Source organism: Micrococcus sp. PSi08, assembly GCF_054960655.1.
In genome coordinates this window covers 27,992-53,271 of record NZ_JBHNYP010000020.1, presented here as the reverse complement: position 1 = coordinate 53,271, position 25,280 = coordinate 27,992, and the positions used below count along the sequence as shown (strand labels likewise).

Sequence of the window (25,280 nt, the reverse complement as noted above, 5' to 3'; positions counted from 1 at the left end):
TCTAGGGAGGGTGCGGACGGGATAAGCACGATGCCGCACGGCTCGTACGATGGCGGCATGTCCGCCACCGCGCCCGAGCCCACCGCCTCCTCGTCCACGCCCCTGCCCGGCCTCGAGCACGCCGACCGGGTCCTGGCCCTCCTCGCGGCCGGTGCCGCCGGGGACGCGCTGGGCGGCGTCGTCGAGTTCACCCCCGCGTCGGGGATCGCGGCGGTGCACGGCCCCGCCGGCGTCACCGACGCCGCGGACCTGCTCGCCCAGGAGGGCGCCCACGCCCTGCCGATCACCGACGACACGCAGCTGACGCTGTACGTGCTCGACGGCCTGCTCGAGTGGATCGAGTGGCAGAACGACGGCGTCCCGGCCGATCCCGCCGCGTGCGTGTGGCTCGCGTGCCTGCGCTGGTTCGCCACGCAGGACGGCGCGCTGCCCGAGGGCGCTCCCCCGGCCCCGCCCCGCTGGATCGACGCGCACGCGGAGCTGAAGGTGCGCCGCGCGCCGGGCACCGCGTGCCTGAGCGGGCTCGCCGAACCGGGGATGGGCCTGCCGGGCGACCCGCACAACCCGGGCTCGAAGGGCTGCGGGACGGTCATGCGCTCGGCCCCGTACGGGATGGTGCCGGGGCTCGAGGACCCGCACGTCGTATCCCTCGCCCGCCAGGGGGCCGTCCTCACGCACGGCCACCCCACCGCGTGGGTCGCGGCGGCCGCGTACGCCCTCGTCATCGCGGCTCTGCTGCGCGGCCTGGACCTGGCCGCCGCGGTCGCGCACGCCCGCGCGTGGCTCGACGGCCTGGGCGAGGAGGCCGAGGAGACCCGTGCCGCCGTCGTCGCGGCGGTCGACCTGGCCGGCACCGTCGACGCCGACCCCGGCGCCCCCGGCGCCCTCCCCACCGCGCTCGGCGAGGGCTGGGTCGCGGAGGAGGCCCTGGCCATCGCGCTGTATGCCGCGCTCACCGCGCAGGCGGCGCACCCGGCCGATCCGGCGGCGGCGCTCGCCCTGGCGCTGCGGATCGGCGTGAACCACGACGGCGACTCCGACTCCACGGCCTCGCTGGCCGGGCAGGTGCTCGGCGCGGCGCACGGCACCGCCGTGTTCGGCGCGCACGACCCCGCCGACCGCGCCGCGGCCGAGGCCTCCGTCCCGGGGTGGATCGCCGAGCGCGAGGTCGTCCTGGAGGCCGCCCGGCGCTGGAGCACCGCGACCACCTGAGCGGTTCAGCGCGCGGCGTCCGGCCAGTTCGCGTCGAGCATCTGCAGGAACTCCCCCTCGGAGACCAGGGCGATGGCCTGCCCACGGCCCCGCCGGCGCAGGGCGTCCCGCGTCTTGCGGTGCGCCAGCGCCGTGGTCACGGCCTGCGGTGCCCCGTCCTCGGCGCGCGGGCGGTGCAGGTCCGCGGCCTCGAAGCCGTCCCCGACGACGAGCATCGTGGTGGCCGCGCCCACCCGGTTCGCGGTCTGCGCGCCGTGCGCGGCCGCGCGCGTCTTGGCACTCTGACGCGACATGCCGATGCCGCCCGTGAACACCACCGTCTGGCCGAACAGGGGGTGGCCCGGATCGGCGGCCGGGTTCGGGAGCGGATTGACGCCCTCGTCCGGCCAGCGCATGAAGTCGGGCATGGCGCGTTCGTCCCGCAGCGGGACCCGCGCGTCGAAGACGCCCTCGGTGCGCCGGGCCTGGCGGGTGGCCTTCGACTCGGCGCCTGATCCCGCCGCCCGGGGGGCGAGGACGCTGACGCTCAGCCCCTGGGCCCGCATCAGGCGGTCGACGCCGCGGCCGGCCGGCGCCTCGGTCAGCCCCGGCAGGACGTCCGCGTCGGCCGGCTGCTCCCCCATCACACGCCGGGCGATGTCCACGAGGATGGCCGCGCAGGCCTCCGCGTCGGCCAGCGCGTCGTGGTGGCGTCCCGGGGTGAAGCCGGCCTGGCGCGCCGCGGAGGGCAGGGCGTACGAGGGCAGGTCATAGACGCGGCGCGCCAGCACCAGGGTGCACACGAACTCCAGGCCCGGCACGTCCCGGCCGGAGACCTCGAGGCCGGACTCGATGACGCCGACGTCGAAGCCCGCGTTGTGCGCCGCGAGCACGTCCGTCCCCATGAAGTCCGCGAGCTCGTCGTACACCTGTGCGAACCGGGGGGCGTCCAGGACGCGGTCCTCGGTGATGCCGTGGATGCGCACGTTGCGGGGATCGAACCGGTCGAAGCCCACGGGCGGACGGATCAGCCACTCGGCACGGTCCACCATGACCCCGTCCCGCACCCGGACGGCACCCACGGCACACGGGGAGCCGCGGAAGCCGTTGGCGGTCTCGAAGTCGATCGCGGTGAAGTCCAGCCCCGGCACGGGGGCGCGCCCGCCGCTCACGGGCGCGCGTCGAGCGCGTCCACCAGGTAGGGCAGCAGGGCGCGGAAGGCGTGCCCCCGGTGGCTGATCGCGTTCTTGTCCTGGGGGCTCAGCTGCGCGGTGGACACGTCCCGGCCCTCGGGGCGCAGGATCGGGTCGTAGCCGAAGCCGCCGTCCCCCACGGGCTCGCGCAGCAGCGTGCCGGGCAGGCGGCCGTGCTCGACGTGCTCGACGTGGATGGCCCGGGCGCCCGCGGCGTCCGGGCCGCTGGGGACCGCGAGCGCGGCGGCGCACACGAACTGGGCACCCCGATGCTCGTCCGGCACGTCGGCCAGCTGGGCCAGCAGCAGCTCGAGGTTGGCACGGTCGTCCCCGTGACGCCCGGCCCAGCGGGCCGAGAAGATCCCGGGGGCGCCGTGCAGCACGTCCACGGCCAGACCGGAGTCGTCCGCGACGGCGATCAGCCCGGTGTGCGCGGCCACGGCGCGGGCCTTCTTCAGCGCGTTCTGGGCGAACGTGACGCCGTCCTCGACGACGTCCGGGGCGCCCACGGCGCCCGCGTCCACCACCGCGGTCTCCACGTCGAGGCCGGGCACGGCGCCGGCCAGGAGCTGCCGCAGCTCGCGCACCTTGCCCGCGTTGTGCGTGGCGAGCACGATGCGGGCGCCCTCCGGCGCACCCGACGACGAGGAGGCGGCGGGCGCGCTCACGCCCGGTCCTCCGTGGCGGCGGCCAGGGTCTCGGCCTGGATGCGGGCCAGCTCGCCCGTGCCGATCAGGGCCAGGTCCAGCAGGGTGTCCAGCTCGGCGCGGGTGAACGGCGCGCCCTCGGCGGTGCCCTGCACCTCCACGAACTCCCCGGCGCCGGTGACGACCACGTTCATGTCCGTCTCCGCCTTCACGTCCTCCACGTACGGCAGGTCGAGGACGGGCACCCCGTCCACGATGCCCACGGACACCGCGGCGACGGAGTCCTTGAGGACGGCGGCGCCCTTCGCGAGGATCCCCTCGCGCCGCGCCCAGGCCACCGCCTCGGCGAGGGCGACGTAGGCGCCCGTGATGGCGGCGGTGCGGGTGCCGCCGTCGGCGTCGAGGACGTCGCAGTCCAGGACGATGGTGTTCTCCCCCAGGGCGGACAGGTCGATGACGGCGCGCAGGGACCGGCCGATCAGGCGGGAGATCTCGTGGGTGCGCCCGCCGATCCGGCCCTTGACGGACTCGCGCTGGCTGCGCTCGTTGGTGGCCCGTGGGAGCATCGCGTACTCGGCGGTGACCCAGCCGGTCCCCTCGCCCTTGAGCCAGCGCGGCACGCCCTCGGTGAAGGAGGCGGTGCACAGCACGCGGGTGTTCCCGAACTCGATCAGGGTCGAGCCCTCCGCCTGCCGGGACCAGCCCCGGGTGATGGTGATGGGGCGCAGCTCGTCGACGGCGCGGCCGTCCGGGCGGGGGGCGGTGGGGGCGGGAGAGCTCATGGCCTCCAGTCTAGGCGCGCCCTCAGACGCCGTAGCTCAGCCCCGAGACGGCGACGGCCAGCGGGCCGTCGTACACCTCGCGGGCCTCCTGGACGGCGCGCTGCGGATCGTTCCACACCGGCAGGTGTGTGAGCAGCAGCTTCCGGGCCCCGGCCTGCGCCGCCGTCTCGCCGGCCCGTCGGCCGGTCAGGTGGACGCCGTCGATGCCGTCGTCCCGGCCCTCGTGGAAGGCGGCCTCGCACAGGAACATGTCCGCGTCCCGCGCGGCCTCGACGAGCCCCTCGCACGCGTCGGTGTCCCCGGAGTAGGTGAGCACGCGGGTGGTGACGTCGCCGTCGTCGTCGACGCGGTCCACCTCGACCCGGATCGCGTAGGCCTCGTCGATGGGGTGGCGCACGGGGACCGGGGTGAACCGGAACGGACCGAGCCGCTCGGTGCGGCCGGCGGCCCAGCACCGGAACTCGAAGTCCTGGTGCATCCCCGGCTCGGGGTCCATCCCGTACGCCTCGGCGATGCGGTCGGCGGTGCCGGCGGGTCCGTAGACGGGCAGCCGGCCGCGGCCCCAGCCGGCCGGGTTCCAGCGGATGGCCACGTGCATCCCGCACAGGTCCATGAAGTGGTCCGGGTGCAGGTGGGAGAGCAGGATGCCGTCCAGGTCCTCGAGCTCGACGTAGCGCTGCAGCACGCCGAGGGCGCCGTTGCCGAGGTCGAGCAGGATCCGCCACGTGCGCGGGGTGACGCCGTCCGCGGCCACACCCTCCGCGGTGAGGAGGTAGCACGAGGCGGGCGAGCCCGGGCCGGGGAAGGACCCGGACGCCCCGATGATGGTCAGCTTCACGTCACACCCTCCTGCTCGGCGCCCAGCCGCACGAAGGCCGCCGAGCGCGTCGGGACCGGCGCGGCCGCGGGGCGGGGCGCGCCGATCGTCTCCAGGCGTCGCACGGACTCGACCTCGGGTCCGAGGAAGCGGCGCGCGAGGGCCTGGAAGTGGTCGGGGTCGCCGGTGGCGGCGAAGCGGTGGCGGGTGGCCTGGCCGGAGCCCGCGGCCGAGTGGGGGTGCTCGAGGCCGAGGCGGACCAGTTCCCGGTAGAGGTCCTTGGCGGTCTCCTCCGCGGAGGAGACGAGCGTGACGTCCTCCCCCATCACGAGCGAGAGGGCGCCGGTCAGCAGCGGGTAGTGGGTGCATCCCAGCACGAGGGTGTCCACGCCCGCCGCGCGCAGCGGGGCCGTGTACTCCCGGGCGGTCTCCAGCAGTTCGGGGCCGGTGGTGATGCCGGCCTCCACGAACTCCACGAACCGCGGGCACGCGACCGAGGTGATCTCGAGGTGCGGGGCGGCCGAGAACGAGTCCTCGTAGGCGCGGGACCCGACGGTCGCCTCGGTGCCGATCACGCCGATCCGGCCCGTGCGGGTGGCGGCCACGGCGCGGCGCACGGCGGGCTGGATCACCTCGATCACGGGGATGCCGTGGCCTCCCGTGTAGCGCTCTCGGGCGTCGCGCAGCACGGCGGCCGACGCGGAGTTGCACGCGATCACGAGCGCCTTGACGCCGCGCGCGACGAGCTCGTCCATGATCGCCAGGGCGAGGGCCCGTACCTCGGCGATGGGCCGCGGGCCGTACGGCGAGTGCTCCGTGTCGCCCACGTAGAGGATGGACTCGTGGGGCAGCTGGTCCATGATCGCCCGGGCCACGGTCAGCCCGCCCACGCCCGAGTCGAACACGCCGATCGGCGCGGCGGCGTCCACGGCGGCGCGCTGGCCGCTCACTGCTCGTCCTCCGCGTCCCCGGCGCCCGGCGCGGACTCGTCCGCGCCCTCGGGCAGCTCGCTGAGCATCTCCGTCATGAGCGTCTCCAGCAGCCACGAGGTGAAGTTGTAGAGCAGGGCCATGGTGGACTCGACGTCCTCCGCGCTGCGCCAGTCGTCCACGGCGTGCACGCGGGCGGCGTCCTCCTCGGTCTCGACGCCCAGGCGGGCGGCCAGGACGAGGCGCACGTCGTTGAGCGCGCGGCCGAAGGCCGGCGCCTGGTCGTGCGGCACCTCCACGCGCGTCGAGCGCAGCAGCTCGAGGGCCAGGCGCGCGTCCGCGAGCTTCCCCTCCGACAGGGCGTCCTCGGTCAGGGCCCGGTGGGCGCCCTGTTCGGCGGCGCCGGCCTGGGGCATCGCATCCGGCAGGAGGCGTGCGACGGCCGGGTCGGTGGGGGCCGAGCGCTGCGGCTCCGGGTCCTGGCTCAGGTGCAGGCCGGAGACCAGCCCCCAGAACGCGGCGTCGGACGCGTCCAGCCCGGCCACGGGGCCCGCGTCCTGCGCGGCGGACACGGACGGCGGCGCCGCCGGGGGATCTTCGGGCGTGTCGACGCCGTCCTCGGCGGCCGGGGCCTCGGCGGGGCGCACGTCCGCGCGTCGGCCCTCGAGCAGGGCGACGACGTCCCTGACCAGCCCGCGCAGCAGGCGCACCTCCGGCAGCTCCAGCTGCGCCGTGTACCCCCGCCGCGTCCAGCGGAACCGTTCTGCCATGCCCCTCCTCAGTCCTCCGCCTGCTCCAGCGTGGCCCACAGACCGTAGCCGTGCATCGCGCCCACGTGCAGCTCGGCCTTCTCCTTGGTGCCCGTCGCCACCACGGACCGGCCCCGCTCGTGGACCTCGAGCATGAGCCGCTGCGCCTTGGCGGCGGAGTAGCCGAAGTGGGTGCGGAACACGTAGGCGACGTAGCTCATCAGGTTCACCGGGTCGTTCCACACCACGACGTTCCACGGCCGGTCCCGGGCCGTGTCCTCGTGAGGCCGCTCCAGCAGGGCGGTGTCGGTGGCGCCGGCGGGGACGGACTCACCCGGCGCCGGACGCACGGCGCGCGGCGCGGACGGATCGTGGCGGGTCAGCACGGACATGCGCCCCAGTGTACGAGGCGGGCGGGCCAGGACCGGCCCCGCCACGGTCCACTAGGGTGGGCGCGTGAGCCAGAACCCCGTGCCCAGCGCCCCGCGGACCGCCGACGACTGGCAGATCCCCACGGCGCTGATGACCGACCACTACGAGCTGACCATGCTCCAGGCCGCGCTGAAGGCCGGCACCGCGCACCGCCGCTCCCGCTTCGAGCTGTTCACCCGACGCCTGCCCAGCGGCCGCCGCTACGGCGTGGTGGCCGGCGTGGGCCGCGCGCTGGAGGGCCTGTCCCGCTTCCGGTTCGACACGCCCGAGCTCGACTTCCTCGCGGACACCACCGCCCTCGACGACGCCACGCTGGCCTGGCTCGCCGACTACGAGTTCACGGGCGACATCGTGGGCTACGCCGAGGGCGAGGCCTACTTCCCGCACTCCCCCCTCCTGCAGGTGGAGTCGACGTTCGCCGAGGCGTGCATCCTGGAGACCTACCTGCTCTCCATCTACAACTACGACTCCGCCGTGGCCTCCGCCGCCTCCCGCATGACGGCCGTCGCGGACGGCCGCCCGTGCGCCGAGATGGGCTCGCGCCGCACGCACGAGGAGTCCGCCGTGGCCGCCGCCCGCGCCGCGGCCATCGCGGGCTTCACCGCGACCTCGAACCTCGAGGCGGGCCGCCGGTACGGCATCCCGACCGTCGGCACCGCCGCCCACTCCTTCACCCTGCTGCACGACTCGGAGCGCGCCGCCTTCGAGGCCCAGGTCGCCGCGCTCGGAGCGGACACCACCCTCCTCGTGGACACGTATGACGTGGAGCAGGGCGTGCGCACCGCGGTCGAGGTGGCCGGCCCGGCCCTGCGGAACGTCCGGGTCGACTCCGGCGACCTCGTGATCCAGGCCCACCGCGTGCGCGAGCTGCTCGACGAGCTGGGCAACACCGAGACCGGGATCATGGTCACCTCGGACCTGGACGAGTACGCGATCGCCGCCCTGCGCTCCGCCCCCGTCAGCTCGTACGGCGTGGGCACGCGCCTGGTCACCGGGTCCGGCGCGCCCACCGCCTCCATGGTCTACAAGCTCGTGGCCCGCCAGGACGACGACGGCACGTGGGTGGACGTGGCCAAGGCCAGTTCCGGCAAGGCCAGCCGGGGCGGCCGCAAGGAGGCCGCGCGCCGCCGCGACCCGCGGGGCCGGGCCACCGCCGAGGTGATCGGCGTCAACCGCGGCGCCGCGCCCGACGCCGACGACCGTCCCCTGCTGCACCGTTTCGTGCACGCCGGCGAGCTGGCCGAGGGCTGGACCGGCCCCGAGGCCGTCACCCGCGCCGCCGAGCGGCACGCCGCCTCCCTGCGCGAGCTGCCCGCCTCGGTGGGCCGCCTGCAGCCGGGCGACCCCGCCATCCCGACCATCTTCCTGGAGGACTGACCCATGGAGAACCTGAACCGCGCCCTGGTGATCGTGGACGTGCAGAACGACTTCTGCGAGGGCGGCGCCCTCGGCGTGACCGGCGGCGCCGCCGTCGCGGCCGGGGTCAGCGAGCACCTGGCCGAGCACGCGGACGCCTACGCGGCCGTGGCCGCCACGCGCGACTGGCACGTCGACCCGGGCACGCACTTCGCCGCGGCCACCGGCGCCGAGCCGGATTTCCGCACCACCTGGCCGGTGCACTGTGTGGCCGGCACCGCCGGCGCCGAGCTGCATCCCGACCTGGACGCCGAGCACCTCGACGCCGAGTTCCTCAAGGGCCTGCACACGGACGCCTACTCCGGCTTCGACGGCGCCCTCGGCGAGCCCGACGCCGTCCCGACCGGGGCCGCGGGCGAGCGCCCCTCCGGGACCGTCGGCCCGTACGGGGCCACCGCCGTGGCCGCGGCCGCCGTCGAGTCCGGCGCCCCCGGCCTCGACGAGTGGCTCCGCGAGCAGGGCGTGGACGCGATCACCGTGGTGGGCATCGCCACGGACCACTGCGTGCGCGCCACCGTGCTCGACGCCCTCGACGCCGGCTACGAGGTCACCGTGCTGACCGACCTGGTGGCCGGCGTCGACGAGGCGGCCGCCCAGGCCGCGCTCCACGAGATGGAGGCCGCCGGGGCCGTCCTGGCGACCTCGTGAGCGGGTGCGGCCCCGGCGGGCGTGCCGGAGCCGGTGCCCGACGCAGACGAGGAGAGCAGCCATGACCGACTCCCCCATCGCCGCAGACCGGGACGGCATCCGCTACCTCTCCGGAGCGATCCCGGCTGCCGACGACGTCCGCGCCCTCTACGACGCCGTGGGCTGGTCCGCCTCCACGGCGGACATGGACACGCTCATGGGCGGGCTGCAGGGTTCGGCCACCGTGGTGACCGCCTTCGACGGCGGCCGACTGGTCGGTCTGGCCCGCGTGGTCTCCGACGGCCACACCATCGCCTACCTGCAGGACATCCTCGTGGATCCGGGACACCAGCGCCGCGGCATCGCCTCCGAGCTGCTGCGCCGCGTCTTCGCCCGGTTCGGCCATGTCCGTCAGCACGTGCTGCTCACGGACACCGAGGAGCGCCAGCGCGCCTTCTACGAGGCCCATGGCTTCCGCGAGTCCCGTGACGTGGAGGGCGACGAGCTGCGCGCCTTCGTGCGCGTCCAGTCCCGGGACGGCTGAACCCGGCGCTCAGGTCGGCACGGCCCGCCGGCGCCCGCCGCGCCCGACGGAGCTCAGGTCCGGCCGACGAACCACCCGCGCAGGGTGCTCAGCCGCTTCTCCAGCTGCTCGCGGGAGGCCTGGGCCACGGCGGGGCCGCCGGAGATCTCCCGCAGGCGGTTGTGGATCACCCCGTGCGGCTGGCCGGAACGGGCCGCCCAGGCGGACACCGTCTTGGACAGCTCGGAGCGCAGCTCCTTCATCCGCCGGTGGTCCACGACGTCGGCGGGCTCGGCCGCCTGCGCGCGCGGCCGGCGCTGGATCTGCTCGGCCTGCCGCTGCCGCAGCAGGGCGGAGACCTGCTCGGCGTCCAGCAGGCCCGGGATGCCGAGGAAGTCCTGCTCCTCCTCCGAGCCGACCGCGCCGCCGAGGCCGAACTCGCCGCCGTCGAAGAGCACCTTGTCGAAGCTGGCCCGGGACTCGAGGGCCTCGAACTTCTCCCGCGTCAGCGCGTCCGAGCCGCTCTCGGTCCGGTTGGCCTCCGCGATCAGGTCCTCCTCGGGGGCGTCCTCGAGGTCCTCGACGTCGACGGCGCCCTCCTTGCGGTCCAGCGCGTGGTCCCGCTCGAGCTCCATCTCGTTGGCCAGGAGCATGAGGGCGGGCACGGACGGCAGGAACACCGAGGCGGTCTCGCCGCGCCGCCGGGAGCGCACGAAGCGGCCCACGGCCTGGGCGAAGAACAGGGGCGTGGACGTGGACGTGGCGTACACGCCCACGCAGAGGCGGGGCACGTCCACGCCCTCGGACACCATGCGCACCGCCACCATCCAGCGCTCGTCCGACGCGGCGAACTCCTCGATGCGGTCCGAGGCGCCCTTGTCGTCCGAGAGGATCACGGCCGGCCGCTGGCCGGTCAGCGCCTCGATCTGTGCGGCGTACGCGTGCGCGTCCTGGTGGTCCGTGGCGATCACGAGGCCGCCGGCGTCGGGCACGTTGCGGCGCACCTCGCTGAGCCGCCGGTCGGCCGCGCGCAGCACGGACGGGATCCACTCGCCGGCCGGGTCGAGTGCGGTGCGCCAGGCGGAGGCGGTGATGTCCTTCGTGGCCGCCTCGCCGAGCTGGGCCTCCATGACCTCGCCGGTGGAGGTCTTCCAGCGCATCTGCCCGGAGTAGGCCATGAAGATCACGGGGCGCACCACGTGGTCCCGCAGCGCCGGGCCGTAGCCGTAGGTGTAGTCCGCCTTGGACCGCTCGATGCCGTCCGCGCCGAGCTCGTAGCGGACGAAGGGGATGGAGGCGGTGTCGGAGCGGAACGGGGTGCCGGTCAGGGACAGACGCCGCGTGGCCGGCTCGAATGCCTCGCGGATGCCCTCGCCCCAGCTCAGGGCGTCGCCTCCGTGGTGGATCTCGTCGAGGATCACCAGGGTCTTGGCGGCCTCGGTGCGGTTCCGGTGCAGGACGGGCTTGTTCGCCACCTGGGCGTACGTCAGCGCCACCCCGCGGTACTCGGCGCCGTGCCGCCCGTCCGCGTTCTTGAAGTTCGGGTCGATCGCGATGCCCACGCGCGCGGCGTTGTCCGCCCACTGGCGCTTGAGGTGGTCCGTGGGCGCGACGACGGTCAGCCGCTGCACCACGCCGGAGTCCATCAGGATCTTGGCCACGCGCAACGCGAACGTGGTCTTGCCCGCGCCGGGGGTCGCGACCGTCAGGAAGTCCTGCGGTGCGGTCTCGAGATAGCGCTCCAGGGCCTCCTGCTGCCACTGGCGCAGCTTGGGGGCCGTTCCCCACGCCGCGCGCTCGGGCATGGCGGGAGGAAGGTCCTCGCCGATGTGGAACAGATCGTGCTGGACGCTGCCGTCCTGGGTGCCGCTCGTCAGGGAGCGGCCGTCAGCCACGGCCGCGGCCTCCGAACCAGCCACCGCGCTTGCCGCCGCCGTCGCCGCCGTCCTGCGGCTCGCGCAGGCCCTCGTAGATCTCCTTGCACGTGGGGCACACGGGGAACTTGTTCGGGTCCCGGCCTGGCACCCACACCTTGCCGCACAGGGCGATCACGGGGGCGCCGGTGACGGCGGACTCCGTGATCTTCTCCTTGCGGACGTAGTGGGCGAAGCGCTCGTGGTCGCCCGGCTCGGTCTCCTGCCGCAGCTCCTCACGCTCGAGGACGGACGTGCCGCCGCCGGCGGGCGCGAAGGGGTCGTTCAGGTCGGGTTCGCCGGTCACACTCATGCGGGCCAGTCTAGCCGCGCCCCTCAGAAGGCGGCCACGGCCTGGTAGGTCTCGGCCTGCGCGCGGTCGTACCAGCGCGCCCCCAGTCGCACGCCCAGCCACAGCGCGACGGCGCCCCACGCAAGCCCGAGGGCCACCGTCACCCAGCCCCACACGGCGGCCCCGGTGACGAGCCAGACGACGAAGGGCGCCAGGAACGGCACCGCGAGCGCGAGGCTCACCAGCAGCGAGGCGCCCTGGACGAGCATCGTGCGCATGGCCGCGCCCTGCGGCGTCTTGAACGGGCTGTCTCCCGGCTTCGGCACGGGGTACACGAAACGGGCGGAGACGAGTGCGGACAGCCCGGCGGTCGTCCCGAACAGGCCGAGGGCCAGGCCCAGCATCGGCGCCAACAGGGACCAGTCCCCCGCCGCCGCCACCGTCGCCGTCGTCACGAGCAGGATCATCGGCACGCCCCAGCCCGCCAGGCCCAGGACCCGGCCCCAGCGGTCGTCCACGCCCCGCACGCCCGAGACGACGTGCAGGTGGAACGCCGTGTGGTCGTAGGCGATGTCCGCGGAGATCGAGTAGGCCAGGGACCAGGCGGTGATCGGCCCGAGGATCAGCAGCAGGCCCAGTCCGGGACCCCCCTCCGCGGCCATGCCCCCGGTGAACCACAGCAGGACGGCCATGAGCGGGATGATGACGAGCCCGGCCGCGTACCGCGGATCGGCCAGCCAGTAGCGCTGGGCGCGGGCCGCGATCGCGGTGCGCGGGCCCGTGGCCCGTCGGCCCAGCCAGCGCAGCGGCATCGGGTCCGCTCCCGCGGCGACGCGGCGGGACCGACCGCCGCCCACGGCCACCGGCTCCACGGTGCGGCGCACGGCCAGGTGCCACAGGGCCAGGGCGGCCAGGCACCAGGCCGCCGCCACCGCGAGGTGGAGCGCGACGGCGGCGCCGCGGCCCTCGGCGGCCGCCCACGCCGCGGCGGGGCCCGCCCCGAACGGGGTCCACGCCGCGCCGCGGGCGACCTGGGGCGCGATCGCCAGGAAGTCCTCGAACGATGCGATGGCCTGCGAGAGGGCGACGCCGCCGAGCATGAGCGGGATGAACAGCAGGACGGAGACGACGTCCCGCACCCGACGCCGGCTCGCGTAGGCGGCCAGGAGGCCGGCGAGGCCGGAGCCGATCGCCACGGCGGTCACCGCGGTCAGCGCGCCCCCGGCCAGGCCTGCCGCCAGCGCGGCCGGCCGGTCCCACCAGCTGGCCCCCAGGCCCACCAGCACGGCCAGCGTGGCGAGCCCGACCGGCGTCGTGAAGGCGCTCAGGACCAGCCCGGCGATGAGGGTGCGGGCCGGGACGGGGAAGAGCACGAAGCTGTGCGGGTCGAGGGTGGCGTCCACGCCCGTGACGAACGGCGGGATGACGAGCCAGGCGAGCACCACGACGGCGGCGGCCAGCACGGTCGTGGCGCCGCGGGCCTCGTCCGGCAGGGCGGGCAGGCCCGTGACGAGCAGCGTCACCGCCACGGCGGCCATGCCGAGCACGTACAGCGCGCCGAGCACGCTCATCACCAGGGTGAACGGGGACCGCCGCCACTGGTTCAGGGTCAGCGTCCAGCGCAGTCGGACGAGCGTCAGAGCCATGCCAGCCCCTCCGAGCCGTGGCGGCCGCCGACGAGGTCCACGAAGCGGTCCTCGAGGTCGTGCCCGTCCCGGACCTCCTCGAGCGTGCCGGCGGCCCGCAGCGTCCCGGCCGCGATCACGGCGACGTGGGTGCACATGCGCTGGACGAGGTCCATCACGTGGCTCGAGACGATCACGGTGCCGCCCCGCTCCACGTACGAGTGCAGGATGTCCCGGATGTTCGCGGCGGAGACCGGGTCCACGGCCTCGAACGGCTCGTCCAGGACGAGCAGGTCCGGGGCGTGGACCATGGCGGCCGCCAGGGACACCTTCTTGGTCATGCCGGCGGAGTAGTCGGCCACGAGCTTGCGGCCGGCGTCCTCCAGGTCCATCACCCGCAGCAGGTCCGCGGTCCGCTCGGCCACGGTGTCCGCGTCGAGGCCATGCAGCAGCCCGGCGTAGGTCATGAGCTGCGTGCCCGTGAGGCGGTCGAAGGTGCGCACGCCGTCGGCGAGCACGCCGACCCGTCGCTTGGCCTCGAGGGGCTGCTCCCACACGTCGACGCCGTGGATCCAGGCGCGGCCGTGGTCCGGGCGCAGCAGCCCGGTGGCCATCGACAGGGCCGTGGTCTTGCCCGCCCCGTTGGGCCCGACCACCCCGAAGAACGATCCGGCCGGGACGTCCAGGTCCAGCGCGTCCAGCGCCAGCTTGTCCCCGAACCGCTGGGTCAGCCCGCGCGTGACGAGGGCGAGGTCCGGATCGGGGGCGTCGGCCGCACGCCGACGGGCGGCGGCCGCCAGGTGGGCGGGGGCAGGCTCGGGCGCATGCGGAGACATGCCTGGGACCTTACCCACCGTCAGGCGGACACGGCGTCCTCCTCAGGGATGAACTGAGGGTCCCTCAGAACAGCGCTGCGGCCAGCCGACGCCGCGAGGCCTGCACACGGGGGTCGTCCGTGCCCACCACGGTGTAGAGGTCCACGAGGTGGGCGCGCGCCGTCTCCCGGTCGTCGCCGGGGTGGAGGGCGATGAACCGCACGAGCCGGGCGAAGGCGTCCTCCACGTGGCCACCGAGCACGTCCAGGTCGGCGACGGCGAGCTGGGCGGCGACGTCGTCCGGGCCGTCCGCGGCGGCCGCGCGCACCGCCGCAGCGTCGGCGTCACGGGTGCGCAGCATGAGGCGGGCCGCGGACAGGCCCTGCTGGGCCACGGCGTCCGCGGGGCTGTCGGCCAGCGCCGCCTCCCACGCCGAGACGGCCCCGGGCAGGTCGTCGGCGGCGAGGGCCTCATGGGCGGCCCGGTGCAGCGGCGGCACGGGCGGAGCCTCCGCAGCCGCGGCGTCGGCGTCCTGGCGCGCCGGGGCGACGGGGGGCACGGTGCCGGCGACGCCGTTCTGACGGGCCACCTCGAGGATCTCCCCCATGAGCTGGCGCAGCGTCTCCTCCGGCACCTCCTGATTGACCAGCGGCACCGGCTGCCCCGCCACCACGGCCATGACCGCGGGGCCGGCCCCCAGGCCCAGCGCCTGCAGCACGGCGGGCTCCTTCGCCACGTCCAGACGCGCGAGCACGAGCCGTCCCGCCTGGGCGTCGACCGCGTCCGCGAACTGCCGGTAGAGCGCCTCGCTCGCCGCGTCCCCGGGCACGTGCAGGTGCAGCAGCACCGGCACCTGGGCGGAGAGCTGGACCAGCTGCTGCAGCAGACCCTGGTCGGCGTCCGCGATCACCCACGAGCCGCCGCCGGCGCCGGCGTCGGCCCCCGGCGCGGTGCGCCCGGCCGGGGCCGGGGTGCCGAGCGAGGACAGGTCGACGGCGCCGCGCAGGTGGGACGGGGCGTCGGAGGGGGGCTGGGCGGTCACGTCGGTCACGATCCTTCCGGTCCGGGGCCGCCCCGTCGCCGGGGCGAGGGGCGTTGTCACTGGGCCCCACGGTAGCCTCCCGGGCGCGGCGCGGTCAGGCCGGGGCCCTGACGTACGCTGAGCGCGTGGAGGAGAAGGAGACCGCATCCGGCCCGGATGCCACCGGCGTCGCCGACGTCCGTGGCCCGGCCGAGCCCGAGGGCGCCGAGCAGCCGCCCGTGGCCGGCGTCCCCGTGGAGCCGGTCGGGGTGGCCGCCGCGCCGCCGTCGCACGGGCCGACGCCCGCCGGGCGTCGTCGACTGCCCCGCCTGGGCTCCGTCCTGCGGCGGCGCCGACCCTTCCTCGAGGAGGACCGGGTGGACCCCGAGTCGGTCCCCGTCGACGGCGCCGAGGATCCGGCGGTCGCGGCCGTGGCTCTCGAGTCCCCCGTGCTGACCGGCTTCCTGCTCGCGGTGGGCGTGGCCCTGGCCATCGGCGTCGTCTCGGTGCTGCGCACGAACGGACAGCTCATCGTGTGGATCGCCGCGGCCCTGTTCATCGCCCTGGGCCTGGATCCGCTGGTGCGCCGGGTCGAGTCCTGGGGCGCGCCCCGGTGGGTCGGCGTGCTCACGGCCGCGCTCGGCCTGGCCGCCGTGGCCGGGGCGTTCGTCGCCCTCCTGGTCCCCACGGTGATCGAGCAGTCCACGCAGCTGGTCCAGGACCTGCCGGCCATCATCGACGGGGTGATGACCGCCGAGTGGTTCGTGCAGCTCGACGAGGAGTTCCACCTCCAGGAGGCCGTTCGCGCCCAGACCGAGCGCCTCGCCGCCGACGGCGTCGCCGTCACCGACCTGTTCGGCGGGCTCCTCGGCTTCGGCCAGACCGTGCTGAACGCCGTCTTCTCGGTGCTCGTGGTGGTCGTGCTGACGCTGTACTTCCTCTCCTCCCTGCCGCACATGAAGTACTGGGCCTACCGGCTCGCACCGCGTTCGCGCCGGCCCCGGATCGAGGCGCTGTCCGAGCAGATCACCTCCTCGGTCGGCCACTACGTGATGGGCCAGTCCTTCGTGGCCGCCCTCAACGGCGCGGTGGCGTTCACGGCGCTGGCCATCGCCGGCGCCCCCTTCGCCGTCCTGCTCGCCGCGATCGCCGCCTTCATGGCGTTCATCCCGCTGGTGGGCGCCGCGATCGGCGGCACGCTGCTGACCCTCGTGAGCCTGCTGACCTCGTGGCAGACCGCCGCCGTGTTCGCGGCCATCTACTTCGTCTACCTGCAGATCGAGGCCTACGTCATCTCGCCGCGCGTCATGGCACGCGCGGTGTCCGTGCCGGCGGCCGTGGCCGTGATCGCGGTGATCGCCGGAGGCGCGCTGCTCGGCGTCCTCGGCGCCCTCATGGCGATCCCGCTCGCCGCCGCGCTGCTGCTGCTGGTCCGCGAGGTCTTCATCCCCCGCCAGGACGCCCGGTAGGCCCACGACGGCGGCGCGGCCCGGACCGTCGCGGTCAGCGGCCCGGGCGGGTGCGCCAGCACACCGGGTGCCAGTGCCGCCGGTCCGCCCCCGCGTCCTCGTCCCCCATGATCCAGTCCGCGCGCCAGGCCACGAGGTGCGCCTGGCCCTGCCGGATCACCCGACCGCAGCCAGGGCACATGTAGTCCTTCACCGCGCGCCACGCGGGGATCTGCCGGACGTGCCATCCGCCGTCGGACCCGGACTGGCGCGAGTAGCCCGCGTCCAGGCCGAGGAGCTCCTCGAGCGGGTCGGACCGCCCCGGCGACGGCCGGGACCGCCGGGAGACGCCGGAGGCCCCGCGCTCGCTCCGCCGAGGCGCGGACGAGCGGCGGGGACGGTTCGAACGGGGCATGTCCCCATGCTGACACACGAGCGGGTGGGCACGGTCCGCCTAGGATGGACCGGTGCGACTCGTCATTGCCCGCTGCTCCGTGACCTATGAGGGCCGCCTGAACGCCCACCTGCCCACCGCCACCCGCCTGCTCATGGTGAAGGCGGACGGCTCGGTGCTGGTGCACTCCGACGGCGGTTCCTACAAGCCCCTCAACTGGATGTCGCCGCCCGCGACCCTGCACGTGGAGGAGCCCTCCCCCGATCAGGCCGACCAGGGGGTGACGCAGGTCTGGCGCGTACAGGCCAAGAAGTCCGACGACCGACTCATCGTGCTCATCGAGGAGGTCCTGGCGGACGACTCCCACGAGCTCGGCGTGGACCCCGGCCTCGTCAAGGACGGCGTGGAGGCGGATCTGCAGCGTCTGCTGGCCGAGCAGATCAGCCTGCTCGGCGACGGCCACACCCTCGTGCGCCGCGAGTACATGACGGCGATCGGCCCCGTCGACATCCTGGCCCGCGACGCCGACGGCGGCACCGTGGCGGTCGAGCTCAAGCGCCGCGGGGACATCGACGGGGTCGAGCAGCTCACCCGCTACCTCGAGCTGATGAACCGGGACCCGCTCCTGGCGCCCGTGCGCGGCGTGTTCGCGGCCCAGCAGATCAAGCCCCAGGCCCGCACCCTCGCCGAGGACCGCGGCATCCGCTGCGTCACCCTCGACTACGACGCGATGCGCGGCGTGGACGACGCCGAGTCCCGCCTGTTCTGAGGCGCCGGGCGGGCTCAGCGACGCCAGAAGGACGACGCCGCGGACGGCCCCGCCTCGCTCCAGGCGCGCAGGGCGCCGGCGTCGTCGGGGTCGACGACGACGCGCACCGGACGTGCGCCGGCGCTCAGCTCCAGGACGGCCCGGCCGGCCTCGTCCGCCGGGAGGCGGTCGATCTGCAGGCGGCTCCGGTCCGCGCTCCAGCGCTCCCGCGAGAGGCGCCAGCCCCCGGTGAGGCGCAGGCGGGACTCGTCGTAGACGCCGATCACGCGCTCACGCCCCGGGCCCTCCCGCTCCAGGACCGCCGGGAAGGCGGCCGTGACACGGGCGAGGGCCCGGCGCCGCATCACCAGGGCGAGTGCCGACAGCACGATGACTGCCACCACGGTCGCCGAGGCGATGAGCACCGGGCCCTCCACCGTCAGGTCCTGCCGCGCCGCGTCAGGCCGCCGCGGCGTCGCCCAGCCGGGCGGACGTCGCGGCGATCACGACACGGTCGTGGTCCACGGAGAAGAAGCCGCCGCGGGCCTGCGCGGTCACGGTGCCGCCGTCCGTGGTCCGCACCACGACCTCGCCGTCGCCGAGGACGGCCAGCATCGGGGTGTGGCCCGGGAGGATGCCGATCTCACCGTTGACGGTGCGCGCCGACACGGCCGACGCGGCGCCCGACCAGATGGACCGCTCCTCGGAGACGATCTCGACGTTGAGCTCAGCCATGATCGATCAGCCCTCGGCCTGGATCTTGGCCCACTCGCGCTCGACGTCGTCCAGGCCGCCCACGTTGTAGAAGGCCTGCTCCGCGACGTGGTCCAGGTCGCCGTCGGCGATGGCCTTGAAGCCCTCGACGGTGTCCTTGACCGGCACGGTGGAGCCCTCGACGCCGGTGAACTGCTTGGCGGTGTAGGTGTTCTGCGAGAGGAACTGCTCGATCTTGCGGGCGCGGCCCACGGTGATCTTGTCCTCCTCGGAGAGCTCGTCCACACCGAGGATCGCGATGATGTCCTGCAGCTCCTTGTTCTTCTGCAGGATCTGCTTCACGCGGATGGCCACGTCGTAGTGGTCCTGGCCCACGTACTGCGGGTCGAGGATGCGCGAGGTCGAGGCCAGCGGGTCCACGGCCGGGTACAGGCCACGGGACGCGAGGTCACGGGTCAGGTTGGTGGTCGCGTCCAGGTGCGCGAACACGTTGGCCGGGGCCGGGTCGGTGTAGTCGTCCGCGGGGACGTACACGGCCTGCATCGAGGTGATGGAGTGGCCGCGGGTCGAGGTGATGCGCTCCTGGAGCACGCCCATCTCGTCCGCCAGGTTCGGCTGGTAGCCCACGGCGGAGGGCATGCGGCCCAGCAGCGTGGAGACCTCGGAGCCGGCCTGCGAGAAGCGGAAGATGTTGTCGATGAACAGCAGCACGTCCTGGTTCTGCACATCGCGGAAGTACTCCGCCATGGTCAGCGCGGACAGGGCCACGCGCAGACGCGTGCCCGGCGGCTCGTCCATCTGGCCGAACACGAGGGCGGTGTCCTTGAGGACGTCCGCCTCCTCCATCTCGACCCAGAGGTCGTTGCCCTCACGGGTGCGCTCGCCGACGCCGGCGAACACGGAGGTGCCGCCGAAGTTGCGGGCCACACGGGTGATCATCTCCTGGATGAGCACGGTCTTGCCCACGCCGGCGCCGCCGAACAGGCCGATCTTGCCGCCCTTGATGTAGGGGGTCAGCAGGTCGATGACCTTGATGCCGGTCTCCAGCATCTCGGTGGAGCCCTCGAGGGACGCGAAGTTCGGCGCCGGGCGGTGGATCGGCCAGCGGTCCTCGGCCTGCAGCTGCGAGCTCGGCATGTCCAGGGTCTCGCCGAGCACGTTGAAGATGTGGCCCTTCACGGCGTCGCCGACCGGCACCGAGATGGGGGCGCCGGTGTCCACGACGTCGGTGCCGCGCACCAGGCCGTCGGTGGACTGCAGGGAGATGGCGCGGACCATGTTGTCGCCGAGGTGCTGGGCGACCTCGAAGGTGACCGTGCGGCGCTGGCCGTTGAGGTCGATCTCGGTGGTCAGCGCGTTGTAGATCTCCGGCATCGCGTTGGCCGGGAACTCGGCGTCGATCACGGGGCCGATGACGCGGGACACGCGTCCGGTGGCACCGCCGGTGGGGGTCCCGGTGCCCTGGTCAGTGATGGTGGCAGTCATCTCTCTCACTTCTATCGTGTGTGGATGGCGAGTCTGGTGAGTCCCGAACGGGCTCAGGAGTTGTTGAGCGCGTCCGCGCCCGCGATGAGCTCGGTGAGCTCCTGGGTGATCTCGGCCTGACGGGCGTTGTTCATCAGGAGCGTGTAGTCCTTGATGAGGCTCGTGGCGTTGTCGCCCGCCGACTTCATGGCGCGCTGACGGTTGGCGAGCTCCGAGGCCGCCGACTGCAGCATCGCGTTGAAGATGCGCGACTCGATGTACTTGGGCAGCAGCGCGTCGAGGACCTCCTCCGCGTCCGGCTCGTACTCGTAGAGCGGCAGCACATCCTCGGCGGTGGCGGCCTCCTCCTCGACGACCTCGAGGGGCAGCAGGCGCACCACGTGGGGGTTCTGCTTCACGAGCGAGACGAACTCGGTGAACACGACGTGGATCTCGTCCACGCCGCCGTCCGCCGTGTCCGTGAGGAACGCGTCCACGAGCACCTCGCCGATCTCGGCGGCGCGCTCGGCGACGGGGGCGTCCGTCTGACCGGTCCACAGCTGCTTGTAGCCGCGGCCGCGGAAGTCGAAGTACGTCTGCGCCTTGCGGCCGACGACGTACACGTCCACGTCCTTGCCCTCCTCGCCGAGGCGGGTGAGGAGCTGCTCGGCCTTGCGCAGCACGTTCGCGGAGTACGCGCCGGCGAGGCCGCGGTCCGAGGACATGATGAGCACGGCCGCCCGGGTCGGGTTCTCGGGCTCCGTGGTGAGGACATGATCGATGTCGTGCTGGCTCGACACGGCCGAGACGGCGCGGGTGATCGCGTTCGCGTAGGGCAGCGACGCGCTGACGCGCTCACGTGCCTTGGTGATGCGAGACGTGGCGATCAGCTCCATCGCCTTGAAGATCTTCTTCATCGACGACGTCGACGCGATCTTCTGACGGTAGACCCGGATCTGGGCTCCCATGGTGGTCCTTTCCCTGGCGGGAGGGCGGCCCGGCGTCGTCCCCGTGGGGTCCGACGCCGGACCGCTCCCTCACCGACCGGCGGTCAGCGCTTCTGCTTGGTGATCTGCTCCTGCGCGACCTGGTCCTGCTCGATCGCGCGGTGCTCCTCGTGGCCGGCCTGCACGCCGCCGTCCTCGGAGGACTGGAAGCCCTTGGAGAACTCGGCGACGGCCGACTCGAGCGCGGACACGGTGCCGTCCTCGAGCTTGCCGGTGGAGGCGATGTCGGTCAGGACGGAGGTGTGGCGACGCAGGTGGTCGATGAACTCGCGCTCGAAGCGCAGCACGTCCTGCACCGGCACCTCGTCGAGGTGGCCCTTGGAGCCGGCCCAGATGGACACGACCTGCTCCTCGACCGGGTAGGGCGAGTACTGCGGCTGCTTGAGCAGCTCCATGAGACGCTCACCGCGGGCGAGCTGGCGGCGGGTGGCCGGGTCCAGGTCCGAGGCGAACATGGAGAACGCCTGCTGGTCGCGGTACTGCGCCAGGTCCAGCTTCAACGTGCCGGAGACCTTCTTCATGGCCTTGACCTGGGCGGCGCCGCCCACGCGGGACACCGAGATGCCCACGTCCACGGCGGGACGCTGGTTGGCGTTGAACAGGTCCGACTGCAGGAAGATCTGGCCGTCGGTGATGGAGATGACGTTGGTCGGGATGTAGGCCGAGACGTCGTTCGCCTTGGTCTCGATGATCGGCAGGCCGGTCATCGAGCCCGCGCCCATCTCGTCCGAGAGCTTGGCGCAGCGCTCGAGGAGCCGGGAGTGCAGGTAGAAGACGTCGCCCGGGTAGGCCTCGCGGCCCGGCGGGCGGCGCAGCAGCAGGGAGACGGCACGGTAGGCCTCGGCCTGCTTCGACAGGTCGTCGAAGATGATCAGCACGTGCTTGCCGCCGTACATCCAGTGCTGGCCGATGGCCGAGCCGGCGTAGGGGGCGAGGTACTTGAAGCCGGCCGGGTCGGACGCCGGGGAGGCCACGATGGTGGTGTACTCCAGGGCGCCGTGCTCCTCCAGCGTGGCGCGGACGCCGGCGATGGTGGAGGCCTTCTGGCCCACGGCCACGTAGACGCAGCGGACCTGCTTCTCGACGTCGCCCGACTCCCAGTTGGCCTTCTGGCTGAGGATCGTGTCGACGGCGATCGCGGTCTTGCCGGTCTGGCGGTCACCGATGATCAGCTGACGCTGGCCACGGCCGATCGGGATCATGGCGTCGATGGCCTTCATGCCGGTCTGCAGCGGCTCGTGGACCGACTTGCGCTCGGTCACGGTCGGCGCCTGCAGCTCGAGGGCACGGCGGCCCTCGGCCTCGATCGGGCCCAGGTCGTCGATGGGCTGGCCCAGCGGGTCCACCACGCGGCCCAGGAAGGCGTCGCCCACCGGGACGGAGAGGATCTCGCCGGTGCGCTGCACCTCCATGCCCTCGCGGATCTCCTGGAACTCGCCGAGGACGACGACACCGATCTCGCGGGTGTCGAGGTTCTGGGCCAGGCCCTGGATGCCGTTCTCGAAGCGCAGCAGCTCGTTCGCCATGACGGAGGGCAGACCCTCCACACGAGCGATGCCGTCCGCCGCGGAGATGACACGGCCGACCTCGGTGCGATCGGTGCCCGACGGTTCGTACGATGCCGCGAAATCGTTCAAGGCATTGCGGACATCGTCAGCGTTGATGGTCAATTCGGCCATCTGCAGTCCCTGCTCTCTGTGCTTGGTGATCATCGACGTGACGATGATGCTTACGTTCGTGGGTGTTCCGGATGCGGGCGGGAGCCGGCGTCAGCCGGCCATCCGCCGCTGGAGGTCGTGGAGGCGCGAGGCCATGGACCCGTCGACGACGTCGTCGCCGACCTGGACGCGGACGCCGCCCACCACGTGGGGGTCCACCGTCACGTCCATGACGAGATCGCGGCCGAAGGCGCGGCGCAGGCCCAGGGCCAGCCGCTCCTGCTGCTCGGCCTCGAGCGGCCGGGCCACGGTCACCTCGGCGATCCACTGGCGCTGCCGCTCGGCGACGACGTCCGCGGCCTTGCGGATAGCGGCGGACGGCTTCAGGCCGCGCGGGGCCGAGACGGCGCGCTCGACCAGCAGTCGGCCGGCCGGACTGGCCGACGCGCCCAGGAGACGACCGGCCAGAGCGGCCCGTGCCTCGAGGGGTGCGTGCTGATCGGTGAGCGCCCGCTGCACCTCGTGCGAGTCCTCCACCGTGCGGTTGAAGGCCAACAGCTCGCCCAAGAGGGCGGCCAGGCCCGCGTGTCCGCCGCGTGCGGCCTCCGCGGCGGCCGCGTGCACAGCCACCGTCTCGAGGGCGTCCCCGAGATCGCGCTCCGCCGACCAGCGGCGGCCGGCCAGGTCCTTGAGGACCTGCAGTGCACCGGGGGTCACCCGGGCGCCGAACAGCGAGTCGACGAGGCCGTGACGGCGCTCGGTGGTCCAGGCGGGGTCGGTCAGGGCGCGGCGCAGGGCGCCGTGCTCGTCCACCACGTCCAGCGCGCCGAACAGCTCGCGTGCCAGGGCCACGCCGCCCTCGTCCAGCACCGGACCGACGGCCTCCAGGGAGGCGGCCAGGGAGTCCCTCGATGCGCCCGTCATCATTCGGCGACACCTGCGCTCTGGTGACGGTCCAGGTCAGCCAGGAAGCGGTCGACCACGCGCTGCGAGCGGGCGTCGTCCTCGAGGGACTCGCCCACGATCTTGCTGGCCAGGGTCGTGGCCAGCGAACCGACCTCGCCCTTGAGCTGCGCGGCGGCCTGCTGACGCTCGGCGGCGATCTGCGCCTGCGCCTGCTCGGAGATGCGCGTCGCCTCGGCGGTCGCGCGCTCGCGCGCCTCGGCCACGATCTCGGCGGCCTCGGTGCGGGCATCCTCGCGGATGCGGTTCGCCTCGGTGCGGGCGTCCGCCAGCTGCGACTCGTAGTCCGCCATCATCGCGTTCGCCTCGGCCTGGGCCTTCTCAGCCTTGGCCAGACCGCCCTCGATCGCCTCGACACGGTCCTGGTAGGACTTCTCGAGGGTCGGGACGATGAACTTGATGACGATGAACATGAGCAGGGCGAAGCCCACCACGACGACGAGGATCTCCCACGGGTTGGGGATCAGGGGGTTGGCCCCCTCAGCCGCCGCGAGGATCAGTCCGTTGCTGATCATGTTTCAACCATCCTTCGGTCAAGAGTCCTGTGGAGATGGAGCACCGACGGTCTCACCGTGCGGGCGCTCCGTGGACGCGGCGCGTCAGGCGCCGATGACGAAGGCGAAGACGAGGCCCAGGATGGCGAGGGCCTCGGCGAGCGCGAAGCCCAGGAGGGCGATCGGCTGCAGGATGCGCTGGGCCTCCGGCTGACGGGCGACGCCGTTGATGTAGGCGGCGAAGATCAGGCCCACGCCGATGGCGGAGCCGATGGCGGCGAGGCCGTAGCCGATCATGTTGAGCGAACCGTGCAGTTCCATGGTGTTCCTTTCACGAGGCCGAGGTGTCCGGCCGGGTTGTGGAGGGTCGGCCTCCCGGGTGGTCCTCCTGCGGAGGGCCGGGAAGACTGGTGGCGGGCTCTCCCGCCGTACCGCGGCCGCCTGGGTCGTGCCCGAGGCGGCCCCGGAAGATCAGTGGTCGTTCGCGTCGATCGCGCCCTGGATGTAGATCGCGGTCAGCAGCGTGAAGACGAAGGCCTGCAGGTACATGATCAGCAGCTCGAGGAAGTACAGGGCCACCGAGCCGAGGATGACCAGGATGCCGGTGCCCTGCAGGGCCAGGCTGCCGGTCTGCGTGATCAGGTAGGCGGCGCCGGCGCCGGCGAGCATCACGATCATGTGGCCGGAGAGCATGGTGGCCATCAGACGCAGGGAGTGGGTCAGCGGGCGCACGATGAAGTTGGAGATGATCTCCAGCGGCACGAGCAGCGGCAGGATCCAACCGGGCACACCGGAGGGCACGACGGCCAGCTTCAGGTAGCGCACGCCGTGGCGCTTGATGCCGACGCCGATCCAGATCGCGTAGACGATGAGGGCCAGGCCGTAGGCGGCGCCCGCGTGGGAGAAGGTCGGCAGCTGCAGCACCGGGATGGCGCCGAACAGGTTGTTCAGCAGCACGAAGAAGAAGATGGCGAAGAGCAGCGGGACCCACTGCTTGAAGTTCTTCTCGCCCAGGATGTCCTTCGCAATGTCGTTCCGGACGAAGGAGTAGCCGGACTCGGCGAGCCACTGGGCCTTGCCGGGCACGAGCCGGGGACGGCGCATGGCCCACGCGAAGAAGGCGGTGATGAGCACCACGGAGAGCAGGACGAGCAGCATCTGCTTGCCGAAGCCGGTGCCGTACTCCGCACCCCAGGGGAAGATCTCCGGGAGGTGACCATCAGAGATGGTGGGGGGCACGAATGATGCGTTGGCCAGCACGAGGGTCAGCACGCGGTTCCTCTCCGAAGTGATGCAGTCGACGGGACCGCAGCCTCGTCCCCGGACCACAGGCGGGCGCCGCGACATTGCGGGGGTACCGGTGCGATGCGAGACACGGATGGCGGCAGATGGGCGCCGTCGAAGTGTTCGCCGCCAAC

At 73.5% G+C, this 25,280-nt stretch carries 28 protein-coding genes; 6 read left to right on the top strand and 22 right to left on the bottom strand.

Features of this window, described 5'->3' with window-relative positions; genetic code table 11:
* The first annotated feature begins 57 nt into the window (after window positions 1-57).
* A complete protein-coding gene (locus tag ACFI33_RS08360) occupies window positions 58-1,212 on the top strand; it encodes an ADP-ribosylglycohydrolase family protein (protein WP_462623939.1) in 1,155 nt (384 codons plus the stop codon).
* A gap of 5 nt (window positions 1,213-1,217) precedes the next feature.
* On the opposite strand, the gene ACFI33_RS08355 is transcribed toward ACFI33_RS08360, so the two are convergent.
* The 7 genes from ACFI33_RS08355 to clpS are packed head-to-tail and all read right to left on the bottom strand — an operon-like array spanning window position 1,218 to window position 6,700.
* Window positions 1,218-2,363, bottom strand: coding sequence for a 3'-5' exonuclease (locus ACFI33_RS08355; RefSeq protein ID WP_462623938.1), 1,146 nt, complete (start codon window positions 2,361-2,363; stop codon window positions 1,218-1,220).
* The gene (locus tag ACFI33_RS08350) at window positions 2,360-3,052 is read right to left on the bottom strand and encodes a non-canonical purine NTP pyrophosphatase (RefSeq protein WP_462623937.1); all 693 of its coding nucleotides are present in this window, start codon (window positions 3,050-3,052) and stop codon (window positions 2,360-2,362) included. The genes ACFI33_RS08355 and ACFI33_RS08350 overlap by 4 nt, the downstream gene beginning before the upstream one ends.
* Window positions 3,049-3,813 (bottom strand): ribonuclease PH, encoded by a 765-nt coding sequence (gene rph / locus ACFI33_RS08345; protein WP_462623936.1) that lies wholly within the window; start codon window positions 3,811-3,813, stop codon window positions 3,049-3,051. The genes ACFI33_RS08350 and rph overlap by 4 nt, the downstream gene beginning before the upstream one ends.
* A 22-nt stretch (window positions 3,814-3,835) precedes the next feature.
* Window positions 3,836-4,651, bottom strand: coding sequence for an MBL fold metallo-hydrolase (locus ACFI33_RS08340; protein WP_462623935.1), 816 nt, complete (start codon window positions 4,649-4,651; stop codon window positions 3,836-3,838).
* Window positions 4,648-5,580, bottom strand: coding sequence for a glutamate racemase (gene murI, locus ACFI33_RS08335; protein WP_036313006.1), 933 nt, complete (start codon window positions 5,578-5,580; stop codon window positions 4,648-4,650). The genes ACFI33_RS08340 and murI overlap by 4 nt, the downstream gene beginning before the upstream one ends.
* Complete coding sequence (locus ACFI33_RS08330; protein ID WP_462623934.1) at window positions 5,577-6,329, bottom strand: DUF2017 family protein; 753 nt, start codon at window positions 6,327-6,329, stop codon at window positions 5,577-5,579. The genes murI and ACFI33_RS08330 overlap by 4 nt, the downstream gene beginning before the upstream one ends.
* An 8-nt stretch (window positions 6,330-6,337) precedes the next feature.
* Window positions 6,338-6,700 carry an ATP-dependent Clp protease adapter ClpS gene (gene clpS / locus ACFI33_RS08325; protein WP_002857236.1) on the bottom strand — a complete coding sequence of 121 codons (363 nt, stop codon included), beginning with the start codon at window positions 6,698-6,700 and terminating at the stop codon, window positions 6,338-6,340.
* A 64-nt stretch (window positions 6,701-6,764) separates the two neighbouring features.
* On the opposite strand from clpS, the gene ACFI33_RS08320 reads away from it, so the two are divergent.
* The 3 genes from ACFI33_RS08320 to ACFI33_RS08310 all read left to right on the top strand — a co-directional run bounded on the left by ACFI33_RS08320 (window position 6,765) and on the right by ACFI33_RS08310 (window position 9,327).
* Window positions 6,765-8,117, top strand: coding sequence for a nicotinate phosphoribosyltransferase (locus ACFI33_RS08320; protein WP_036313014.1), 1,353 nt, complete (start codon window positions 6,765-6,767; stop codon window positions 8,115-8,117).
* A gap of 3 nt (window positions 8,118-8,120) precedes the next feature.
* On the top strand, window positions 8,121-8,804 hold the full coding sequence (locus tag ACFI33_RS08315; RefSeq protein ID WP_010079002.1) for an isochorismatase family protein: 684 nt from the start codon (window positions 8,121-8,123) through the stop codon (window positions 8,802-8,804).
* Window positions 8,805-8,865: 61 nt separating this feature from the next.
* Complete coding sequence (locus ACFI33_RS08310) at window positions 8,866-9,327, top strand: GNAT family N-acetyltransferase (RefSeq protein WP_462623933.1); 462 nt, start codon at window positions 8,866-8,868, stop codon at window positions 9,325-9,327.
* A 53-nt stretch (window positions 9,328-9,380) separates the two neighbouring features.
* Here ACFI33_RS08310 and ACFI33_RS08305 read toward each other — a convergent pair whose 3' ends face one another.
* The 5 genes from ACFI33_RS08305 to ACFI33_RS08285 all read right to left on the bottom strand — a co-directional run bounded on the left by ACFI33_RS08305 (window position 9,381) and on the right by ACFI33_RS08285 (window position 14,993).
* Window positions 9,381-11,201 carry a DEAD/DEAH box helicase gene (locus tag ACFI33_RS08305; protein WP_462623932.1) on the bottom strand — a complete coding sequence of 607 codons (1,821 nt, stop codon included), beginning with the start codon at window positions 11,199-11,201 and terminating at the stop codon, window positions 9,381-9,383.
* Window positions 11,194-11,532 carry a DUF3039 domain-containing protein gene (locus ACFI33_RS08300; RefSeq protein ID WP_462623931.1) on the bottom strand — a complete coding sequence of 113 codons (339 nt, stop codon included), beginning with the start codon at window positions 11,530-11,532 and terminating at the stop codon, window positions 11,194-11,196. Before ACFI33_RS08300 ends, ACFI33_RS08305 begins: the two co-directional genes overlap by 8 nt.
* Window positions 11,533-11,555: 23 nt before the next feature.
* On the bottom strand, window positions 11,556-13,157 hold the full coding sequence (locus ACFI33_RS08295) for a Tat (twin-arginine translocation) pathway signal sequence (RefSeq protein ID WP_462623930.1): 1,602 nt from the start codon (window positions 13,155-13,157) through the stop codon (window positions 11,556-11,558).
* Window positions 13,148-13,972 carry an ABC transporter ATP-binding protein gene (locus ACFI33_RS08290; RefSeq protein ID WP_044659201.1) on the bottom strand — a complete coding sequence of 275 codons (825 nt, stop codon included), beginning with the start codon at window positions 13,970-13,972 and terminating at the stop codon, window positions 13,148-13,150. The genes ACFI33_RS08295 and ACFI33_RS08290 overlap by 10 nt, the downstream gene beginning before the upstream one ends.
* A 64-nt stretch (window positions 13,973-14,036) precedes the next feature.
* Window positions 14,037-14,993 (bottom strand): co-chaperone YbbN, encoded by a 957-nt coding sequence (locus ACFI33_RS08285; protein ID WP_225348405.1) that lies wholly within the window; start codon window positions 14,991-14,993, stop codon window positions 14,037-14,039.
* A 125-nt stretch (window positions 14,994-15,118) separates the two neighbouring features.
* Here ACFI33_RS08285 and ACFI33_RS08280 point away from each other — a divergent pair, with 125 nt between their 5' ends.
* Window positions 15,119-16,441, top strand: coding sequence for an AI-2E family transporter (locus ACFI33_RS08280; protein WP_119217404.1), 1,323 nt, complete (start codon window positions 15,119-15,121; stop codon window positions 16,439-16,441).
* Between the two features lie 34 nt (window positions 16,442-16,475).
* Here ACFI33_RS08280 and ACFI33_RS08275 read toward each other — a convergent pair whose 3' ends face one another.
* Window positions 16,476-16,835 (bottom strand): hypothetical protein, encoded by a 360-nt coding sequence (locus ACFI33_RS08275; RefSeq protein ID WP_036313038.1) that lies wholly within the window; start codon window positions 16,833-16,835, stop codon window positions 16,476-16,478.
* A gap of 52 nt (window positions 16,836-16,887) precedes the next feature.
* On the opposite strand from ACFI33_RS08275, the gene nucS reads away from it, so the two are divergent.
* Window positions 16,888-17,583, top strand: a complete 696-nt coding sequence (gene nucS, locus ACFI33_RS08270; protein WP_002857250.1) for an endonuclease NucS — start codon at window positions 16,888-16,890, stop codon at window positions 17,581-17,583.
* Between the two features lie 14 nt (window positions 17,584-17,597).
* Here the strand turns inward: nucS and ACFI33_RS08265 are convergent, their stop codons facing one another.
* From ACFI33_RS08265 to atpB, 9 genes are all read right to left on the bottom strand, one after another.
* Window positions 17,598-17,987, bottom strand: coding sequence for a DUF2550 family protein (locus tag ACFI33_RS08265; RefSeq protein ID WP_223247525.1), 390 nt, complete (start codon window positions 17,985-17,987; stop codon window positions 17,598-17,600).
* A 34-nt stretch (window positions 17,988-18,021) separates the two neighbouring features.
* Complete coding sequence (locus tag ACFI33_RS08260) at window positions 18,022-18,297, bottom strand: F0F1 ATP synthase subunit epsilon (RefSeq protein WP_036313044.1); 276 nt, start codon at window positions 18,295-18,297, stop codon at window positions 18,022-18,024.
* 6 nt (window positions 18,298-18,303) lie between these two features.
* Window positions 18,304-19,761, bottom strand: coding sequence for a F0F1 ATP synthase subunit beta (atpD, locus tag ACFI33_RS08255; RefSeq protein WP_462623929.1), 1,458 nt, complete (start codon window positions 19,759-19,761; stop codon window positions 18,304-18,306).
* Window positions 19,762-19,814: 53 nt separating this feature from the next.
* Entirely contained in the window at window positions 19,815-20,708 is an 894-nt protein-coding gene (locus ACFI33_RS08250) for a F0F1 ATP synthase subunit gamma (RefSeq protein WP_036313050.1), read from the bottom strand.
* Window positions 20,709-20,791: 83 nt separating this feature from the next.
* The gene (gene atpA, locus ACFI33_RS08245; RefSeq protein ID WP_462623940.1) at window positions 20,792-22,426 is read right to left on the bottom strand and encodes a F0F1 ATP synthase subunit alpha; all 1,635 of its coding nucleotides are present in this window, start codon (window positions 22,424-22,426) and stop codon (window positions 20,792-20,794) included.
* Window positions 22,427-22,516: 90 nt separating this feature from the next.
* Entirely contained in the window at window positions 22,517-23,332 is an 816-nt protein-coding gene (locus ACFI33_RS08240) for a F0F1 ATP synthase subunit delta (protein ID WP_070708777.1), read from the bottom strand.
* A complete protein-coding gene (locus ACFI33_RS08235) occupies window positions 23,329-23,883 on the bottom strand; it encodes a F0F1 ATP synthase subunit B (RefSeq protein WP_070708776.1) in 555 nt (184 codons plus the stop codon). The genes ACFI33_RS08240 and ACFI33_RS08235 overlap by 4 nt, the downstream gene beginning before the upstream one ends.
* A gap of 84 nt (window positions 23,884-23,967) precedes the next feature.
* On the bottom strand, window positions 23,968-24,183 hold the full coding sequence (locus tag ACFI33_RS08230; protein WP_002857264.1) for an ATP synthase subunit C: 216 nt from the start codon (window positions 24,181-24,183) through the stop codon (window positions 23,968-23,970).
* Between the two features lie 150 nt (window positions 24,184-24,333).
* Window positions 24,334-25,134 carry a F0F1 ATP synthase subunit A gene (atpB, locus tag ACFI33_RS08225; RefSeq protein ID WP_002857266.1) on the bottom strand — a complete coding sequence of 267 codons (801 nt, stop codon included), beginning with the start codon at window positions 25,132-25,134 and terminating at the stop codon, window positions 24,334-24,336.
* Window positions 25,135-25,280 lie beyond the last annotated feature (146 nt).